We start from the raw sequence: 18099 nt of genomic DNA, 5'->3' as shown, positions 1-18099 counted from the left end.
ACTTTCACGTCCCGCCATCGAAAGTTGTGTAGTAACTTTCAGTTGACCACTTGGTCAACTTTGGGAGCCGGGTACTCCGCCCTTCCCACGACACGTCCGGGAGCAGCACATATGGGCCGTCTCGAGGCCGCGACAACCCGATCGGGCACAGTCGCATCGTCACAGCCGTGGTCGACCGACCCCGACGCGTACTACGCGGGAATTGACGCGGCGGTGCGCGATGCGGGACTCGACGCGCCGACGCTCGCACTCGATCTCACCGCGCTCGAACACAACATCGCCGACCTGACCGCCCGGGCGGGCGGTGTGCCGATTCGGTTGGCCAGCAAGTCGCTTCGTGTGCGATCGATCATCGACGACGTCGTCGCGCGCGATGGATTTGCGGGAGTCCTCGCCTTCGACGTCGCTGAAGCGCAGTGGTTGGCCACCGAGTCGAACATCGAAGATGTGCTCCTCGGGTATCCGTCGGTTCGACGGGCCGCTCTCGCCGATCTACTCGCCGACGAGGTCGCACTCACGCGCGTCACGCTGCTCGTCGACGACGTCGCGCAGCTCGACGTCGTCGACTCCGTCGTCTCACCAGAGCACCGTTCGGTGGTTCGGGTGGCCATCGACCTCGACGCCTCGTTGCGGCTGTTCTCCGGTCGCGTCCATCTCGGTGTCCGACGCTCCCCTGTGCACGATGCAGACGCGGCCCTGACGCTGGCCCGCGCGATCGTCGCACGTCCCGGGTTCGCGCTCGTCGGCGTGATGTCGTACGAGGCTCAGGTCGCGGGAGTCGCCGACGACGTCGACGGCAAACCACTGATGAACCGGGCAACTCGTGCCATGCAGCGCGTGTCCATGCTCGAATTACGACGCCGAAGAGGCGCGATCATCTCCTCGCTGCGCGAACTCGCCGACATCGAGATCGTCAACGCGGGCGGAACCGGCTCGCTCGAAGAGACCGCGCGCGACGGTTCCGTCACCGACATCGCTGCGGGCAGTGGACTTTTCGGCGGCCATCTGTTCGATGGGTACCGACGCTTTCAGCCCGCTCCAGCGTTGATGTTCGGTCTCGACGTGACGCGCAGACCCGCGCCAAAGATCATCACGTGCGCGGGTGGCGGATGGATCGCGTCCGGCCCACCCGCGCCCGACAGACTCCCGCGTCCGGTGTGGCCCGCAGGTTTGTCCTACATCGGCACCGAGGCCGCGGGCGAGGTGCAGACGCCGCTGACCGGCGACGCGGCGTCGAACCTGGTGCCGGGTGATCGAGTGTGGTTCCGCCACACCAAGTCCGGCGAGGTGTGCGAGCGCGCCAGGACAGTCGCTCTGATCGGACGTGACCAGACCGGACAGGCACGAGTCGACGATCTCGTTCCGACCTACCGAGGGGAAGAAAAGTGCTACCTGTGACAACGCAGACGCGCACGCAGTGGCGCAATTGGAGTGGAAACCAGTCGGCCACAACGGCAGTCGCGACACCCGACAGCGTCGCCGCCGTCGCGGAGCTCGTCGCGACAGCAGCGGCCGACGGGACACGCATCAAGCCGATCGGCTCCGGGCACAGCTTCACCGCCATCGGCGTGCCAGAGGGCATTCAGCTCGACATGTCCGCGCTCCGCGGGGTGGTCGGCGTCGACGGGAAACGGGTGACGTTGCGTGCGGGCACCCGCCTGCACGAGATCCCTGCTCTGCTCGCCCCTTACGGGCTCGGAATGCGCAATCTCGGTGACATCGACCGCCAGACGATCACCGGGGCCACGTCGACGGGTACACACGGAACCGGTCTGAACTTCGGTGGGATCTCGACGCAGATCGTCGACGCGAAGATCGTCACCGGTACCGGTGAGGTCGTCACTCTCACGTCCGACGACGACGAATTGCGCGCTGTCGCCTTGGGATTGGGTGCACTTGGCGTCATCGTCGAGCTGACCATCGAATGTGTCGACGCGTTCAGTCTCCGCGCCCACGACGAGCCTCTCGACCTCGACGATGCGGTCGGAGGCTTTCTCGACCGCGTCGAATCCTTCGACCACCACGAGTTCTACTGGTTCCCGCACACTCGTCGCGCGTTGGCCAAAACCAATACAAGGCTTCCCGCGGATGCCACGCCAAGCGGACCGGGCGCGGTCCGCAGGTATATCGACGACGACCTGATCAGCAACAAGATCTACGGCGTGGTCTGCGAACTCGGACGACGGGCGCCCGCAGTTGTTCCGACGCTGAATCGGGTTGCCAGTCATGCACTTTCGGAGCGCACGTACGTCGCGCCGTCGGCTGAGGTCTTTGCGTCGATCCGCGACGTTCGCTTCCGTGAAATGGAGTACGCGGTCGAACTGCCCGCCGTCGCGGAGGTACTCAACGACATCGAGAAGCTCATCGCGCGCAAGGGATACCGCATCAGTTTCCCGGTGGAGGTGCGCGCGGCCGCCGCGGACAATCTGATGCTCTCGACAGCCTCGGGACGTACCACCGGTTACATCGCGGTCCACCGCTACCACCGTGACGATCCCGCGGACATCTCGGCGTTCTTCGCCGACGTCGAGGAGATCATGGTTGCCCACCACGGCAGGCCACACTGGGGCAAGCTACACACTCGCGACGCGGAGTACTTCCGCGACGTGTACCCGCAATTCGACGACTTCCTCGCGGTTCGGGACAAGTACGACCCCTCGCGCGTCTTCAGCAACGACTACTTGCGGCGAGTGCTAGGAGACTGATCGCGTTGACGCGTCGCAGCTGAACCGTAGGTCGGGGGACCGCTCAGCTGTGACGCAGGAAGTGCTCGAACACTTGCGTGCCGAACAGGACCGAGTCCACCGGGACTCGTTCGTCGACGCCGTGGAAGAGCGCGGCGAAGTCGAGTTCGGGCGGCAGGCGCAGCGGCGCGAAGCCGAAGCACCTGATTCCGAGCTTGGCGAACGCCTTGGCGTCGGTGCCGCCCGACATCATGTACGGGACGGTTCGGCCGTCCTCGTCGTAGGCGAGGATCGCGTCGTTCATCGCGTCGACGAGGTTGCCGTCGAATGTCGTCTCGTAGGAGTCGAGGTGGGTGATCCATTCGCGTCGGACGTTGGGGCCGATCAACTCGTCGATCTCAGCCTCAAACGCCTTCTGGCGTCCGGGAAGAACACGGCAGTCGACGACGGCCTCGGCCTTCTGCGGGATCACGTTGGCCTTGTAGCCGGCCTTGAGCATGGTCGGGTTGGCGGTGTCACGGAGTGTGGCACCGAGGATCCGGGCGAGGCTGCCCAACTTGAACAGGGCGGTCTCGAGATCAGGTGTGTCGGGACCGAGATCCCAACCGGTCTCCTCGGACACCGCCTGCAGGAACTCGGCCACCGAATCGCTGATCACGAGGGGGAATTCGTGATTTCCGATACGCGCGACTGCGGAGGCGATCTCCGTGACAGCGTTGTCGGAGTGCAGGAACGACCCGTGGCCCGCAGTGGCTTCGGCGGTGAGCCGCATCCACGAGAGCCCCTTCTCGGCCGTCTCCACCAGATAGAGACGACGCTGCGTGCCGTCCGGGCGGTCGACGGTCAGTGAGTAGCCGCCGACCTCACCAACTGCCTCAGTGATGCCTTCGAACAGATCCGGCCGATGCTCCACCAGCCAGTGAGAACCCCACGTCCCGCCGGCCTCTTCGTCGGCGAGAAAGGCGAAGACCAGTTCGCGTGGCGGCACGGTGCCGTCACGCTTGAACTGTCGGGCAAGTGCCAGTGCCATCCCCGCCATGTCCTTCATGTCGACGGCGCCGCGGCCCCAGATGTAGCCGTCGGACACCGACCCCGAAAACGGGTGGACACTCCAGTCGGCGGGCTCTGCGGGCACGACGTCGAGATGCGCGTGCACCAGGAGCGCACCACGGTCGGAATCAGGCGGACCGGCGAGCCGCGCGAACACGTTGCCGCGTCCCGGGCGGCCAGACTCGACGTACTGAGTGGTGTACCCCACCTCTTCGAGCATCCCCGCCACCCACTTGGCGCAGTCCTCCTCGCCCTTCGTCGTCTCGGGCTCTCCCGTATTGGAGGTGTCGAAGCGGATCAGTTTGCTGACGATATCGACCACTTCGTCGACGGCTTTGATGGTCCCGGCGGTGGTCTCAGGCTCCGAAGTCACCCCTCACTCCTACGGGATTTGGGATACGGGGGCAACCTCGGTTAGTGTTATCCGGCCCGGTGCGGAACGGAGAAATCCGCGAGACACCGAAGCATCGAGTCCGAGTGGCGGAATGGCAGACGCGCTAGCTTGAGGTGCTAGTGCCCTATTAACGGGCGTGGGGGTTCAAGTCCCCCCTCGGACACCGCGAGAATCCCGGAGAGCATTGCTCTCCGGGATTTTTTCGTTGGGCGGCTGGGCGGCCCGATCGGAAACCTGTGGATCGTGTCGGGCCGATAGCGAGTTCTGATCCTCAAGTCATCCCCCGGCCGGACGGCGACAGCATCTTCACGGCCGGACCAGTGCGCCACGTCGGCAGCCTCCCTGTCAGCGCCGTCGTGCACTCCTGTGGCGTAGGCACAACGGCCGCCGGACTCCGCGCAGGCGTTCCCACAGCCCCGTCGCCAGGGCCGCACTTAGAGGGCGCCAGCCCCGTGTGGGCCAGTCGGCTCATGAGTGGTGCGCGGGTGGCGGGCACGGTGCGGCGCAGCGTCTTGGGCCCGGGTGTCATCATCGAGCGGGGTGCCGAAGTTCTCGATTCGATCGTGTTCTCCGACACCATTGTTCGCGCCAACGCTCGGGTCGGCATCGGCGAGAGACTCGCGCCCGCTTCCCGCCGCACCGCCGGTCATTACTCAACCGGCGGGCGTCGACACCGCCGACGTCAGTAGCCGGAGTCCGGTGACCGGTTCGCGCTCGCGTTCACCCGGTCCCGCACCGTGAGGTAGTACTCCCGTTGCGCCGGGTAGTAGTCATCGAAGTCGAGGTCGGCCGGGTCCGTTCCGGTCACTACCGCCGAGAGACGATCGAGGTAGTACTCCCACCCCGGGCCGGTGCTTTCGATCACCTCCGGATCGTGGACGATCTGACTGAGCCTCAGCGTCGTGATGCCACTGTTCTCGTCCAGCTCAAGGATCAGATCCCACGTACCGGCATCGTCGGTCGTGTGCACCTGAAGGACATGTGGCGGCTCGCAGCGTCGAATGTCGTAGCGCACCGGGGTCATGTTCTCCTCCCCCTCGGCGTTCATCGTGAAGGCGACGTGACCCTCGTCGGGGTCGCCGTCGAAGAAACCTATCCAGCGGGCGAGCCGATCGGACTCGGTCACGGCGGCCCACACGTCGTCGACGGCGGCGCGGTAGGTACGGGTGAACTCGACCACGTCGCCGTCTCGGCGGACGCGGTGCCGGCCGCTGGGTATGGGTGCATTCGTCATCCTGGCTCCTGTATCTGGTGGGATGTGACGTCGGGTTCGGCAGCGTGTCGGCTGGACCTGTCTGGGCTTGCGGCCCTGCGTCTTTCGCGTCGGGTTCGGTACACCTCGGTGTTCAGGGCGTCGAGTGCCGACTCCGCGATCGGCACGCGGGAAGCGTCCGCGGCGTCCCCGGATCCGAGGTCGGACAACAACTTCCGCACCTCGAGCAGTGGTGTCGGGTCGAGTCGGTAGTGACGTTCCCGGCCCGTCGTGGCGGCCTCGACCAGGCCGGCCTCGGCGAGCACCCGCAAGTGTCGACTCACCGCGGGCCGCGAGATCGGGTGACGGGCGGCGAGCAACCGTTGGATGTCGACGACTCGTTGCGGGCCGTCGACCAGGATCCGCAGGATCCCGCGACGCACCGGGTCGGCGATTGCGACGAAGACGGACACTCATAAATGGTAACTGACTAATTACCAATTATCAGGGTGTCTTTGCGGAAGGGGCAGCGAGCGGCGACTGCCATGTTTTGGCAACCATCGCCACGGAGAACCTTGCCGCCGTCGCGTTTTCGGCGATCACGAGCATCCTTGACACCTCGAGTGTTCAACGCCGCAATGCTGGACCGAAAATGGGTGGTCGGGACTCGGCGAAACGCGTGTCCACGAGGTCGAAAAATTGTTCGAGAATTCCTCGACGTTGTCCGTATTGTCGGGTAGTATAGAACACATATTCGATACGACGTGGGGCGGGGGTGGCGGCACGTGAACAGCAAACGCAACAGCAGCGACGGCGGAAGCGGTGGCGTGCCTTCGGCTTTGGGGTCGTCTGTATTGGCCTCTGCGGCGGTGGGGTCTGCGGATGCGGTGGTGGCGGAGAAACTGTCACGGCTTGCTGCGGTGTTGGATGAGTTGGCGACGGTGGATGTGTCGTTGGTGTCCGATGACGTGCTGGTGGAAGCCACCGTCGAGGCCGAACGCCTGGCGTTGCGGACGGCGGGCGCGGTCACGGATCGCTTGGTCGTGGAGGCCTCTGACCGGGATCTGCCCCACTCGTTGGGTTTCCGCGATATTCGGAATTTCATGGGACAACGTCTGCATATTGGCGATCCGGCAGCCCGATATCAGGTGATCGCGGCGACCGGCTCATTCACCACAATCTGCGGCGACCGCCTGCCACCCGCATGTCCGACGTTGGCCGGCTACGTCGTGGAAGGACGCGTCGCCGGAGCACACGTCCGCGCGGTACTGGAAGTGCTCGAAGCGATCCCCGGTGAGGTGTCGGCCGAGACCAAAGCGGCCGCCGAAGCACAGATGGCCGGGTATGCGGTCCAGTTCACGCCCGCCGAAATCACTAATTTGGGTTCACGATTGTTGGCGCATCTGGATCCGGATGGGACGCTGACCAACCCGAAAGACCGCAAACGTCGACGCCGCTTGTGGGTGAACCGGCAAAACGCACAACTCATGTCGCGGTTGACTGCTGATTTGGATCCGATCGCCCGTGCCCGGCTGGATGCGGTGTTGGACTCGTGGGCCAAACCCGGCATGAACAACCCCGACGACCCCGACTCACCTGTCGGTCCGATCACCACCGCGAACGCCGAACAGGTCGCGGCGGCGGCGCTGCGTGATCAACGCTCACCCGCCCAACGCAATCACGACGCGTTCTCCGCCCTACTCGGCCAGGTGTTGGAATCCGGCATGTTGGGTAATACGCATCGGGGTTTGCCGATCCAGGTGATCGTCACCACCAGCCTGCACGAGTTGGAAGCACAAGCAGGGATCGCACAGACCACCTCCGGAACACTCCTGCCGATCGGCGATGTGATCGAGATGGCCGCCTCCGCCGGTGCCAGTCAGTATTTGGCGGTGTTCGGTGAGCACACCAGCATCCCGCTGTATTTGGGTCGGTCGAAGCGGATCGCCACGCTGGGGCAACGACTCGCCTCCTTCGCCTCACCCGGCGGCAAAATGTGTTCCGCACCCGGCTGCAACCAACCCGCGAGCAGAGTCCAGATGCATCACGCCGCGAAAGACTGGGCCGACGGCGGCTTGACCGACATCGACCAGTCGGTGCCGGCGTGTGATGTGCACAATCGGCGGGTCGGGCCGAAACCCGGCCAATTCACCACCCGCATGATCACCGAAGGCCCTGATACCGGACGCGTTGCGTGGCGACTCAACGCCAAACCCGGCATGCCGGAGAATCCCGAACGCATCAACCGCATCGCCGACGTCAAAGCCGACTTCCACGACTACCTCACCGCCGAACACATCAGCAACGAAGCCGCAGCCGCAGCACGCGCGGCCGCTGCCGGGATCGGGACCGCAAGGACACAGCCGATACCGAGACCGTCGCCGACACAGCCGACACTGAGATCTGCGCGCGGGGCTCGGGTACAGCCGACGCGAAGATCGTGGCGGATGCGGTGGGTGCCTGGATGGTGTCGCCGCCCTCGATGGCAGACCCGCCCAGCGGGCGCGTCGAGCTCGCACTCGTGGGCGCGATGCCCTCCGGCGATACACCGCGCCTCAGCAGGCGGGTCGACATCCAATGGAACCTCACTGATCCACCCGACCCCGACCCGTCCACAGACCCGGACGCACCAACAGGCCCGGCCCCACCAGCTAGCCCCTGGTGGCTCGACGACGTCGACCCACCAGGAGGAGTCGACCCACCGCTGGCCGACGCCGCCTGACCAACGGTCACCCGACCACCGCGCCAACCCGGCCGACACGCTAGCCCAACTAGCCGGGCGAGCCGTCGAATCAGGTTGTGCCGCAACCCGTCCACACCCCGCCACCACACCCCGGTGGCGGGGCAGACGTGGTCGCTCGATCGGTCGCCCAGCCTCGAGTGCCAAGCCCCTGCTGCCGCTAGTTCGGTGACGCGGTGAGCAATTGGCCCCGCGGATACGGCAATTCGATTCCATGCTCGTCGTAGGCCCGCAGGATCTCGCGGCGCAGTGTCCGCTGAACTTTCCACTGCGAGTTGGGCTTTGTGGTGACCGTCATTCGCAGGATCAGTTGATCGGCAGAGAGTTCCTGCACGCCGAGCATGTCGGGTTCGCCGGTCACATGCTCGGAGAGCGCATCCGACTCCACTGCGGCGTGCGCAGCGGTGAGTGCCACTTCCTGTGCCCTGTCGACATCCGCGGTGAGCGCGACAGGCAGTTCGACGCGGGCAACCGCATACTCCTGGCTCATGTTGCCGACGCGCGCAATCTCCCCGTTGCGCACAAACCAGAGCGTGCCGTCGACGTCGCGCACCGTGGTGATCCGAAGACCGACCGATTCGACCTCCCCCACGGCCTCGCCGAGATCGACAACGTCACCGACCCCGTACTGATCCTCGAGCAGCATGAAAATCCCCGTCACGAAGTCGCGCACGAGATTCTGAGCGCCGAATCCAATGGCGAGGCCGATCACACCTGCGGAGGCGATGAACGGCGCGATATTCACACCCAGAACGGACAGTATCGCCAGCGCCGCCCAGGTGAGAAGCACGATCGACACAACCGACTTCAACACCGAACCGATGGTGCGGGCCCGTTGCGAGCGTCGCTGGTTGATCACTGCCCTGCTGGCTCCAGAAGGTGCGCGGTCACGCAGGTGGCGCAGCAGCAGCGGCGTCGAACCCTTCCCTCCGCGTTCGGCCCTCTCCCCTGGTGGACGCCGTGTGACGCGGTCGATGAGCCGGTTACATACGAACCGCACCACCAGCGCAACGATCACGTACCCCACGATCCTGATCGGGTTCTCGATCAGCCATTCCCGATTTGTCTCCGTCCATTCGAAAGCCGTTGTGTACGTTGCCATGAACCCGACCGTACGTATCCGTCGTGAATCCATCAGAATTGTGTCGTGACCCAGCGACTGTTCTTCGACTGCGACACCGGTATCGACGATTCGGTCGCACTGCTGTACCTACTTGCCCGCACCGATGTCGACATCGTGGGGATCGCGAGTACCGCGGGCAACGTCCCGGTCGACGTGGTCGCCGCCAACAACCTGGCCTGGTTGTCGCTGTGCGAGCGAGGCGAGATTCCGGTACATCGCGGACCCGACGGTCCGCTCGTCGCACCACTGATGACCACCGAGGACACACACGGACCGCTGGGCGTCGGATACGCAGAGTTGCCCACATCCGATCTCGTCGTCGCCGACACGGACGCAGCAGACGCCTGGCTCGACGCCGCTCAGGCACACGACGGAGAATTGGTCGGGCTGGTCACCGGACCACTCACGTCGCTTGCCACCGCGATACGACGCGACCCGAGCCTGCCACGACGACTGCGTCGGCTGGTCATCATGGGTGGCGCGTTTCATGTCCACGGCAACACCACGCCTGTCGCCGAGTGGAACATCGCCGTCGACCCGGAGGCCGCCGCCGAGGTCTTCGCCGCGTTCGGCGTCGACGGTGCGCCCGCCCCGATCGTCTGTCCTCTCGATCTCACCGAGACCGTCGCACTTCTCCCCGATCATCTGGTTCGCCTCGCGGCCGCGGCAGGCAGCAGTCCCGTCGAGTATCTCGATCCGACAGACGAAGCCGGCATCCGATCGGTTGCCGACAATGCGGTCGTGCGTCACCTCGTCGACGCGATGCGTTTCTACCTGGAGTTCCACGAAGCCCACGACGAGGGCTACCTCGCTCATCTGCACGATCCGTTCGCCGCTATGGTCGCGCTCGACCCCGCGATCGCCGACACTGTGCCCGCCCAGGTCGGTGTCGAGCTCACCGGAGCCCTGACCCGCGGGATGACCGTTGCCGACGAGCGCGGCATGTGGGGCGGAACCCCGAATGCGCGAATCGCAACAGCAACCGACGTCGATGCCGTGTTCGATCACCTCATCGAGACGATCGCCTCGCTCGCCCGCCAGGTCGGTGGTTCGGCGTAGCGTCGACGAGGTGACGACACTCGGCTACCAGATCCCGAACTTCACCTACCCCGACACTGCACCCGACCAGCTCTTCCCCACCATCGTCGCGCAGGCCCTCGAAGCGGAGAACTCAGGCTTCGACACCGTCCTCGTGATGGACCACTTCTACCAACTGCCCATCCTCGGCGCCCCGGACGAGCCGATGATCGAGTGCTACACACTGCTCTCGGCACTCGCCCAGCACACCTCGCGGGTGCGTCTGTCCTCGCTGGTCACCGGCAACACCTACCGGAACCCGACGCTGCTGGCGAAAAGCGTCACCGCGGTCGACGTCGTATCGGGTGGTCGTGCTCAACTCGGGATCGGAGCCGGGTGGTTCGAGTTCGAGCATCAGTCGCTGGGCTTCGAATTCGGTACCTTCACCGATCGATTCGAGAAGCTCGAAGAAGCACTGCAGATCATCCTGCCGATGTTGCGCGGCGAGCGGCCCTCACTCGACGGCAAGTGGTATCAGGTCGAAGAGGCAATCAATTCCCCTGCGCCACTTGGCCGTATCCCGGTGATGATCGGTGGCGGTGGCGAGAAGAAGACGTTGCGGATGGTCGCTCAGTACGCCGACGAGTCCAACCTCATCGCCGCGCCGGAGGATCTCCCGAGAAAGCTCGACGTTCTTGCCGCTCACTGCGAACGGCTTGGTCGCGATCGGTCGGAGATCACGGTGACCGCGCAGACCTCGGCCTGCATTGCGCCCACAGAGGAGCAGGCCACCGCTGAATTCGAGGCGTATCTCGCACGCAATCCGGCGGCAGAGGTACGTCGAGCATCGACAATCGTCGGTAGTCCCGAACAGGTTGCAGAGCGCTACTCGACACTCCTGGAGAGCGGAATCGACGGCGTGACGGTCAACTCTCCCGCCAACGGACACGTCCCCGGCCGCGTGACACTCCTCGGCCAGACCCTGGCGCCCCTCATCGGTTGATCGGAGGGTCCGGACGAACCCCTCTCGCCCGAGCGGGGTTTACTCCCGTGCCTCGTACCCCGCTGCAGCTACTCCGACGCCTCGTCGTCCTCGACGTGGTGGTCGAGGTTGACGGTTCCGGTGCGCCAGTATCCGTCGACCTTGACGCAGTCCTTGGGCCGACCGAGCTCGCGGCGCAGATGACGTCGAATCGGCTTGAGCGACAACGCTTCACCCGCGAACCAGCTGTAGAAGTTGCCTTCGGGGAGGTCCAATTCCTCCACCGCGCGCAGGAGGTTCGTGCCCCTGCCCGACTGATCTGCGCCACGATGGACGAAGCGCACCCGGGCGTTCGGCCGTTGCGGAAGGTCGATCTCCGTCTCGGATCCGGTGACCTCGGCGAAGGCGATGACCGGCTTGTCGTCGGGTAGTTCTTCCAACCAGCGTGCGAGAGCAGGTAGCGCCGTGTCGTCGGCACCGAGCAGGTACCAGTCGTAGCCGGTCGGGTAAATGTGGGAGCCGCGCGGACCCAGCATTCCGAGTCGATCGCCCGCAACCGCGGTTCCCGCCCATTTTCCGGCGACACCGTGATCGTGCAGCACGAAATCGATGTCGAGTACGCCGCTCTCACGGTCGAAGGCCCGAATGGTGTAGTCACGGTAGATCGGGAACTTACCCTCGGTGGGCAGTCGCATACCCTCGGCGCCGACGCCCGGCATGACTATCTCGCCGCTCTCCGGATCCGGGAAGAACAGTTTGATGTGGTCGTCGGGTGCCATGTGCACCACGATGAAGCTCTCGGGTGCGCTGATGGAGAACCGCACTCGACGCATGTCCGGACTCGAGTCGATGGTTTCGACCACCTCGACCGTACGTGGCAGCAGGTCGTACATGGTCAACTTGATCTCGGTCGGATGGGGACTCAAATCCTGCCCCTGCGCGGCGTCGATGCCGGTCACGTTGCTCACCTCTCGAAAACTCAAGCGCCAGAAGCGCTATGGCCAACGGGTACGGCCGTCGGGAGCGGTTGGTTCGATCCGCGACCCACGACGGCGTCGAGGATCTCCCCCGATCGGATGGCCACATTCGACAGTAGCGTCGACGTGAGCCCGTGTGTGTGTTCTGAGTTGCCCTGTACGAAGATCTGCCCGGTGATCTCCGGGGAGGTCTGCAGCCGGTACGCGCGGTCGAGTACGGGTCGGCCGTGTTGATCGGCCGCACAGTGCGCAGCCAGATCGCCGAGCATGTCCGCGACAGGCGTCGGCTCGAATCCGGTCGCGAACACGACGGCGTCGCAGTCGAGGTCGATGACCTCACCCGTCGTGCGGTGCGCGATGCGCAGCCGTGCGACGTCGTCGGTCTCGTCGAGGTCAGTGACCTCGGTCGCGCCGTGTACAAAGAGGCGGCGATTGCCCGATACGCGCTCGGTGTACTCGCGTCCGTACAGGTCCTGGATCAGGACCGGATCGACCGCCGAGTAGTTCGTGCTGCGGTGGTACTGGAGCAGACGGTCGCGCCACGCCGGCTCAGCCGTGAAGTACTCGTCGACGGCCTCGGCGTCGAAGATGCGATTGGCATAGGGACTGTCGTCGGCCGGCGTGTAGCCGTACTTGGAGAAAACGGCGTGCACTTCGGCGCCGGTCGTTTCGTGCAGAAAGGCAGCAACCTCCGCGGCACTCTGACCCGCGCCGATCACGGCGAACCTGCGGTGCGTCAGGGGCGGGAGCTTGGCCAGGTTGGGAAGCACGTGATGGTTGTGAAATACCCGCGGGCCTGCGACGACACCTGCGGGCAGCTTCGCCCGCAACCCTCCGCCGAGGACCAGGTTTCGCGCCCGCACGCTCTCGCCCGACGTCGAGGCGATGTCGAACGCGCCGTCGGCGAACGTGACCGAGCTGATCTCCGAGCCGTAGTCGACCGGTACCGACACGCGTTCCGCCGCCCACCGGAGGTAGTCGTGGAATTCGACGCGCAGTGGGAAGAAATCCTGACGATTGATGAAGTGGCCCAGACGATCGTGCTCGTTGAGGTAGCTCAGAAACGAGTACGAACTCGACGTATTACGTTGCGTCACCAAATCTTTGAGAAACGACACCTGCATCGTCGCTCCGGGCAGGAGCATGCCGGGATGCCACCCGAACTGGGACTTCCTCTCGAAGAACCGGGCCTGGATGCCACCATCGCGTGCCGTGCCGTTGTCGTTGCGTACCGCGCACTTGTCGTTGTACTCCTCGACCGCGATGGCCAAAGCCAGGTTCGACGGTCCGAATCCGATGCCAGCGATATCGAGTTCGGAGTTCCGCTCACTACACACGCGCCACTCCCTAGATCGTCGTGATTTCCGTGGGCCAATGCCGCACGCAATGCTAGGTGAGTCTAACCTAATCATCAGCTTGCGTTCATGTACCCCCCGCGACGCGAAACCTCGCACACATCAGCAGGCATCAGCACACACCGAGTCCGCATCGAACGAGGAGGACGACCGGCACCATGACACTTTCGACCTCGCCAGGGCCCGTGGACGGTTCCGACGCGCATTCGGCGCTCATCGACGAATCAACCGCCGCCGCAGACCATTTCGAGGTCTACGGACTCGACTATCACTGTTCTGCCAGCGGTGCTGTGGCTTCGTTCGACGATCCCTCGCGCGCAGCCGAGTCACTCGCACGGGGCGAGCACTCAGCGATCGTCGGTGCTCTCGCATTCAACACAGACGCACCGAGCGCGCTGACCGCCCCCGCACACATCCGCTTCGACGTGCCGCCGAACTCCTGGCCCGCACCAAGGCCAGCCACGGCAGCGGGCCCGATCACTGAAGCCCGCGTGGTCGCGGCGGAACCGCTCCGCGAAGAACACCGTGCCAGGGTCGCAGCAGCGGTCACAGTGCTCGCCGACTCGACCACTCCGCTGGCCAAGGTGGTGCTCGCACGAAAGCTGTTGTTGCACACCACGCCAAGGTTGACACCGGAGGTGTTCCTGGCCGCCCTCGCCGCACAGAACCCGCATTCGGGACTCTTCCGCACAGAGCTCACTCCCGCGGGAGACGCCTACCGAGGCCGACATCTCGTGGGCGCGAGTCCCGAGGTACTCGTACGACGACGCGGACGTCAGGTGAGCGCTCACCCGCTCGCCGGTTCCACGCCACGGCATCACGACCCCAGCGTCGACGCCGAGCGCGCCGCGACGCTGAACTCATCGGCGAAGGATCTCGACGAGCACCGTTTCGTTATCGATGCTCTGCGCAGCGCGCTCGCACCGCTGTGCACCCGACTCGACGTACCCGATGCGCCAAGCATCGTGGGCACGTCGTCGATGTGGCACCTGGGGACGCCGATCGTCGGCGAGCTCGCCGACCCGTCGACAACGGCTCTCGACCTCGCGATCGCCGTGCATCCCACACCTGCGGTGTGCGGAACTCCCACCGGCGCAGCCAGGGAGTACATCCTCGCGACGGAGGGCGACCGCGGTTTCTACGGCGGCGCAGTCGGCTGGTGCGTCGGAAGTCTCTCTCCTGACGACCGCCCGGGAGTACTGCGCGGGCCCGACGGCCTGACCCCCGGGGACGGCGAGTGGCTCGTGGCTATCCGATGCGGCGAAATCGACTCGCGCACAGGAGCTCTGGCGACCTGGGCGGGTGGCGGGATCGTTGCCGACTCCGATCCCGACGCGGAAGTGGCGGAGACCACGGCCAAGCTACGTACCGTGCTGCGCGCTCTCGGCACCGACGAGGTCTGACCTGCCGGCGTCCGGGCGGCATCGTCGTGCTGCGGCCGCGACCATCGGTCCGGCCATCACCGACGTGACCACCGCCATGACGACGACGATCATGTAGGTCTCCTCGCTGAAGATTCCGAGACTCAATCCTGTTGTTGCGATGATGATCTCGACGACCCCGCGAGCGTTGAGTCCGCTTCCGACCGCCATCGACTCCCACCGGGACAATCGCGCGAGGCGAGCCCCGAGGTAGCCGCCAAGCAGCTTGGCGACGACGGCGACGGCGATCACGCCGACCGCCACTCCGGCTACACCCGGAGAAGCGAGAGCCCTCAGGTCGACGTGTAGGCCGGCCGAGGCGAGGAACACCGGCGCAAGCACAGCCGTGGTGACCAAGCGGAGCGGCGCCACGACGCGCTCGGGACGTCGACCACAGGCGATCCCGGCGAGCAGTGCGCCGAGAACAGCCTCGAGATGCATCGCGTCGGTCGCCGCGGCCGGCGACCATCGTGATCACCATCACCGCTGCCGACTGCGCATCGTGGCCACCGGATTCCAAGCGGGTCAGCAGACGTCCGATCACCGGTCGCGCGACAAGCGCCACGGCAATCGAACCGATCATCGCCACCAGCGTCAACGGCAGGTGCCAGCCGCGCAACCCCACGGTGACCATGGCTGACACCGCCGCGAGCGCCACCCAGGCGGCAAGGTCGGTGAGAGTGCCCGCCGACAGGATGAGCCGACCGAGCCTCGTCCGCAGCAGGTCCAGATCTCCGAGGATCCGGGCGATCACGGGAATCGCACTGACCGACATCGCGACACCGAGCAGAACCGCGAATTCTGTTGTGCTCGTGCCGTCACCCGTGTTCGTACCGTCGCCGAGATATCGGGCAGGCAGCACCAGTCCGAGTCCGATGCCTGCGACGAGCGGAATCACGAAGGAGACACCGCTGATGACGCCGATCTTGCGCGCGTTCCCGCGCAGGAACGGACCGTCGAGTTCCGTCGCTGCGAGTCCGACGAGCAACACCACGGCGAGCGTGCCGACCGCGGATATCGCCGTGGTCGGCGTGCCGTCTGCGTTGACGACCACTCCCGTGACGTGCGGTGCCATCATGCCGAGGACCGACGGACCGAGCAGCACGCCCGCGACCAATTCGCCTGCCATCGAGGGGAATCCGAGTCGACGCGCGATCGCTCCGCACACGAGTGCCGTTCCGAGAAGCAGCGCCAACGCTGTCAGCATGGCGGGCGTTGGCCGATCAGACGGTAGCCGGGGCGGGTTCGGCCCAGCTCAGGCCGTCGGCCGATGGAACAAGCCCACCGTCGAGTAGTGGCGGTTCGGTCCCGTCGGTACCGACTGCCCCGCGTGCCTGGAACGCGTTCATCTCCTCCATGACGTCACGCACGACCTGCGTACCGAAGAGATGCCCCATCCGCTGGCCGGAGTCGGTGTCCATGCCGCCGGTTCGCTCGGCAGCCTCGGTGAGAGCTGCCGTCGATGCCGAGAACCGCTCGATGATCTGTTCCGGGTCGGTGAGGGCCTGTTCGCCGGAGTAGGCGCCCGCGACCAGCGACACGAATGCGGTCATGTCGTTGCGGTCGAAATTGGTGACCTTGCGCGCCTTCCAGAAGTACGAGTCCTCGGACTGTTCCATGTCATAGAAGGCCGACAAGAACTCATAGAAGACCGCGTACTCGCGACGGTACCGACCCTCGAACTCGGTGAACGCCCGCTCCTCGGTCATCGCACCTGCCAGCACACTGTTGATCGACCGCGCCGCCAGCACACCCGAGTAGGTCGCGAGATGAACTCCGGTGGAGAACACCGGATCGATGAAGCACGCGGCATCGCCGACGAGCACCATGCCGTTGCCCCAGAAGCGGGTATTGGCATACGAATAGTCCTTGCGGATTCGGATCTCACCGTAGGTGCCCTCGGTGACGCGTGTGGCGTCGGACAGCATGTCCTTCACGATTTCGCAGCGATCGACGTAGTGCAGCAGCGTCTCTTCCTGCGCGTTGAGCACGTGCTCGGCCTTGTCGCGCGAGATCACGGCTCCGACGCTGGTCAGCGTGTCCGACAGCGGGATGTACCACATCCATCCCTCGTCGAACGCTGCGCACAGGATGTTGCCGCTGTCCGGCGCGGGGAAGCGCTTGCCGTTCTCGAAGTATCCGAACACCGCGACGTTCTGGAAGAAGTCGGAGTAAATCCGTTCTCCACCTGCATGTTTCGACAATCGCGTCGTGTTACCCGACGCATCGACGACGAACTTCGCGTCGATCCGGTGCTCGACCCGCTCGGCGTCGACGTACCGGACACCCGTGACGCGGCCGGTCTCGTCGGTGATGGTCCCGTTGACCCTGCTGCGCTGCCGCACGTCGACTCCCTGCTCCGCGGCGTTCTCGAGCAGAATCTGGTCGAATTTCATGCGCTCGACCTGGTACGCGTATGACCCCTCACCCGCGAACTCCGGCGAGATGGCAAACAGGAAGTTCCACGGCACCGGATTCTTGCCCCAGCGGAAGCTGCCGCCACGTTTGTGCATGAATCCCGCGTTCTTGATCTTCTCGTCGACGCCGAGTAGTCGGCATACGCCGTGAATCGTTGAGGGAAGCAGTGATTCGCCGATCTGGTACCGGGGAAACGACTCCTTCTCCAACTGCACCACGCGGTGGCCGCTGCGAGCCAGCAGTGTCGCGACCGTCGACCCTCCCGGTCCGCCGCCGACCACGACGACGTCGGCTGTCTCACTGATCAGTCGCCCGCTACGGGTGGCGTCGCTCATCGGAGCCCTCCCTCGTTGGCGCCGGAAACGCTCTCCGCGGTGAGCTCACGAACCCAGGAGCCGACGACCGGATCGGCGGCCATACTCACCAGATCAGCCCTGTGGGCACCTGCGGCACGCCAACGCTCGATCAGTGACATCAGCCGAACCGAGTCCAGACCGACGTCGAGAACGTTTGTGTCATCGGTGATTTCGCTCTCGTCCACACCCAGGATGCCGGCAATGTCGGCGATGATCCGTTCTCGGGTGAGTACCGTATTCGTTGTGGCCATGCCGTCCTCTCTGATGACGTGCAGTGAATCGCGAGCATCGAGGCTCGTTCTCTGGTAAGCATAGGCTTACCAAATATAGAGAAGAGGCCCGCCCCTACGCTTCCCTAAGGCTAGGGTAAGCTAACTGTTCATGGTTGGC

General features: G+C 65.0%; 16 protein-coding genes, 1 tRNA gene and 1 pseudogene. 8 read left to right on the top strand and 10 right to left on the bottom strand.

What is annotated here, in order from left to right:
- Positions 1-111 precede the first annotated feature (111 nt).
- Together GOSPT_RS03210 and GOSPT_RS03205 are read left to right on the top strand one after the other, a co-directional pair.
- Complete coding sequence (locus tag GOSPT_RS03210) at positions 112-1398, top strand: alanine racemase (protein WP_005202900.1); 1287 nt, start codon at positions 112-114, stop codon at positions 1396-1398.
- Positions 1395-2705 carry a D-arabinono-1,4-lactone oxidase gene (locus GOSPT_RS03205; protein WP_005202898.1) on the top strand — a complete coding sequence of 437 codons (1311 nt, stop codon included), beginning with the start codon at positions 1395-1397 and terminating at the stop codon, positions 2703-2705. Before GOSPT_RS03210 ends, GOSPT_RS03205 begins: the two co-directional genes overlap by 4 nt.
- 43 nt (positions 2706-2748) lie before the next feature.
- Here the strand turns inward: GOSPT_RS03205 and GOSPT_RS03200 are convergent, their stop codons facing one another.
- Complete coding sequence (locus GOSPT_RS03200; RefSeq protein WP_005202897.1) at positions 2749-4107, bottom strand: M20/M25/M40 family metallo-hydrolase; 1359 nt, start codon at positions 4105-4107, stop codon at positions 2749-2751.
- 98 nt (positions 4108-4205) lie between these two features.
- On the opposite strand from GOSPT_RS03200, the gene GOSPT_RS03195 reads away from it, so the two are divergent.
- Together GOSPT_RS03195 and GOSPT_RS24715 are read left to right on the top strand one after the other, a co-directional pair.
- Positions 4206-4291 (top strand) — tRNA-Leu (locus tag GOSPT_RS03195).
- A 307-nt stretch (positions 4292-4598) separates the two neighbouring features.
- Positions 4599-4817, top strand: coding sequence for a GlgC family sugar phosphate nucleotidyltransferase (locus tag GOSPT_RS24715; protein WP_064903620.1), 219 nt, complete (start codon positions 4599-4601; stop codon positions 4815-4817).
- On the opposite strand, the gene GOSPT_RS03185 is transcribed toward GOSPT_RS24715, so the two are convergent.
- Entirely contained in the window at positions 4811-5362 is a 552-nt protein-coding gene (locus GOSPT_RS03185) for an SRPBCC family protein (RefSeq protein ID WP_005202895.1), read from the bottom strand. The two genes, GOSPT_RS24715 and GOSPT_RS03185, sit on opposite strands and share 7 nt — an antisense overlap.
- On the bottom strand, positions 5359-5793 hold the full coding sequence (locus tag GOSPT_RS03180) for an ArsR/SmtB family transcription factor (RefSeq protein WP_005202886.1): 435 nt from the start codon (positions 5791-5793) through the stop codon (positions 5359-5361). Before GOSPT_RS03180 ends, GOSPT_RS03185 begins: the two co-directional genes overlap by 4 nt.
- Before the next feature lie 312 nt (positions 5794-6105).
- Between GOSPT_RS03180 and GOSPT_RS03175 the strand changes: the two genes are divergently transcribed.
- Entirely contained in the window at positions 6106-8232 is a 2127-nt protein-coding gene (locus tag GOSPT_RS03175) for an HNH endonuclease signature motif containing protein (protein ID WP_005202884.1), read from the top strand.
- Here GOSPT_RS03175 and GOSPT_RS03170 read toward each other — a convergent pair.
- On the bottom strand, positions 8221-9162 hold the full coding sequence (locus GOSPT_RS03170; protein WP_005202882.1) for a mechanosensitive ion channel family protein: 942 nt from the start codon (positions 9160-9162) through the stop codon (positions 8221-8223). The two genes, GOSPT_RS03175 and GOSPT_RS03170, sit on opposite strands and share 12 nt — an antisense overlap.
- Positions 9163-9207: 45 nt before the next feature.
- On the opposite strand from GOSPT_RS03170, the gene GOSPT_RS03165 reads away from it, so the two are divergent.
- Positions 9208-10242: a nucleoside hydrolase gene (locus tag GOSPT_RS03165; protein WP_005202881.1), complete on the top strand. Its 1035-nt coding sequence runs from the start codon at positions 9208-9210 to the stop codon at positions 10240-10242.
- A 10-nt stretch (positions 10243-10252) separates the two neighbouring features.
- Positions 10253-11203, top strand: coding sequence for an LLM class F420-dependent oxidoreductase (locus tag GOSPT_RS03160; protein WP_005202880.1), 951 nt, complete (start codon positions 10253-10255; stop codon positions 11201-11203).
- A gap of 68 nt (positions 11204-11271) precedes the next feature.
- Here GOSPT_RS03160 and GOSPT_RS03155 read toward each other — a convergent pair whose 3' ends face one another.
- On the bottom strand, positions 11272-12150 hold the full coding sequence (locus GOSPT_RS03155) for a siderophore-interacting protein (RefSeq protein WP_005202879.1): 879 nt from the start codon (positions 12148-12150) through the stop codon (positions 11272-11274).
- An 11-nt stretch (positions 12151-12161) separates the two neighbouring features.
- Positions 12162-13496 carry a lysine N(6)-hydroxylase/L-ornithine N(5)-oxygenase family protein gene (locus GOSPT_RS03150; RefSeq protein ID WP_005202878.1) on the bottom strand — a complete coding sequence of 445 codons (1335 nt, stop codon included), beginning with the start codon at positions 13494-13496 and terminating at the stop codon, positions 12162-12164.
- 176 nt (positions 13497-13672) lie between these two features.
- Between GOSPT_RS03150 and GOSPT_RS03145 the strand changes: the two genes are divergently transcribed.
- The gene (locus GOSPT_RS03145; protein WP_005202877.1) at positions 13673-14917 is read left to right on the top strand and encodes an isochorismate synthase; all 1245 of its coding nucleotides are present in this window, start codon (positions 13673-13675) and stop codon (positions 14915-14917) included.
- Here GOSPT_RS03145 and GOSPT_RS24495 read toward each other — a convergent pair.
- The 4 genes and pseudogenes from GOSPT_RS24495 to GOSPT_RS03130 all read right to left on the bottom strand — a co-directional run bounded on the left by GOSPT_RS24495 (position 14876) and on the right by GOSPT_RS03130 (position 17960).
- The gene (locus GOSPT_RS24495) at positions 14876-15376 is read right to left on the bottom strand and encodes a cation:proton antiporter (protein WP_005202876.1); all 501 of its coding nucleotides are present in this window, start codon (positions 15374-15376) and stop codon (positions 14876-14878) included. The genes GOSPT_RS03145 and GOSPT_RS24495 overlap by 42 nt on opposite strands.
- 88 nt (positions 15377-15464) lie before the next feature.
- Positions 15465-16064, bottom strand: a pseudogene (locus GOSPT_RS24490) (cation:proton antiporter); the annotation flags it as partial.
- A gap of 94 nt (positions 16065-16158) precedes the next feature.
- Positions 16159-17688: a tryptophan 7-halogenase gene (locus GOSPT_RS03135; RefSeq protein ID WP_005202874.1), complete on the bottom strand. Its 1530-nt coding sequence runs from the start codon at positions 17686-17688 to the stop codon at positions 16159-16161.
- On the bottom strand, positions 17685-17960 hold the full coding sequence (locus tag GOSPT_RS03130) for a phosphopantetheine-binding protein (RefSeq protein ID WP_005202871.1): 276 nt from the start codon (positions 17958-17960) through the stop codon (positions 17685-17687). The genes GOSPT_RS03135 and GOSPT_RS03130 overlap by 4 nt, the downstream gene beginning before the upstream one ends.
- Positions 17961-18099: the final 139 nt, after the last annotated feature.

The sequence above is a fragment of the Gordonia sputi NBRC 100414 genome, assembly GCF_000248055.1.
GTDB classification, from domain to species: Bacteria; Actinomycetota; Actinomycetes; order Mycobacteriales; family Mycobacteriaceae; genus Gordonia; species Gordonia sputi.
The sequence above is the reverse complement of the archived record's forward strand: the minus strand, read 5'-3'. Positions and strand labels throughout refer to the sequence as shown.

What these genes read in the sequence shown, in the direction of transcription:
- GOSPT_RS03135 (WP_005202874.1), bottom strand. Translation starts at nt 17,688, where the DNA reads ATGAGCGACGCCACCCGTAGCGGGCGACTGATCAGTGAGACAGCCGAC.
- GOSPT_RS03130 (WP_005202871.1), bottom strand. Translation starts at nt 17,960, where the DNA reads ATGGCCACAACGAATACGGTACTCACCCGAGAACGGATCATCGCCGAC.
- GOSPT_RS03145 (WP_005202877.1), top strand. Translation starts at nt 13,673, where the DNA reads ATGACACTTTCGACCTCGCCAGGGCCCGTGGACGGTTCCGACGCGCAT.
- GOSPT_RS03185 (WP_005202895.1), bottom strand. Translation starts at nt 5,362, where the DNA reads ATGACGAATGCACCCATACCCAGCGGCCGGCACCGCGTCCGCCGAGAC.
- GOSPT_RS03210 (WP_005202900.1), top strand. Translation starts at nt 112, where the DNA reads ATGGGCCGTCTCGAGGCCGCGACAACCCGATCGGGCACAGTCGCATCG.
- GOSPT_RS03170 (WP_005202882.1), bottom strand. Translation starts at nt 9,162, where the DNA reads ATGGCAACGTACACAACGGCTTTCGAATGGACGGAGACAAATCGGGAA.
- GOSPT_RS24495 (WP_005202876.1), bottom strand. Translation starts at nt 15,376, where the DNA reads ATGCATCTCGAGGCTGTTCTCGGCGCACTGCTCGCCGGGATCGCCTGT.
- GOSPT_RS24715 (WP_064903620.1), top strand. Translation starts at nt 4,599, where the DNA reads ATGAGTGGTGCGCGGGTGGCGGGCACGGTGCGGCGCAGCGTCTTGGGC.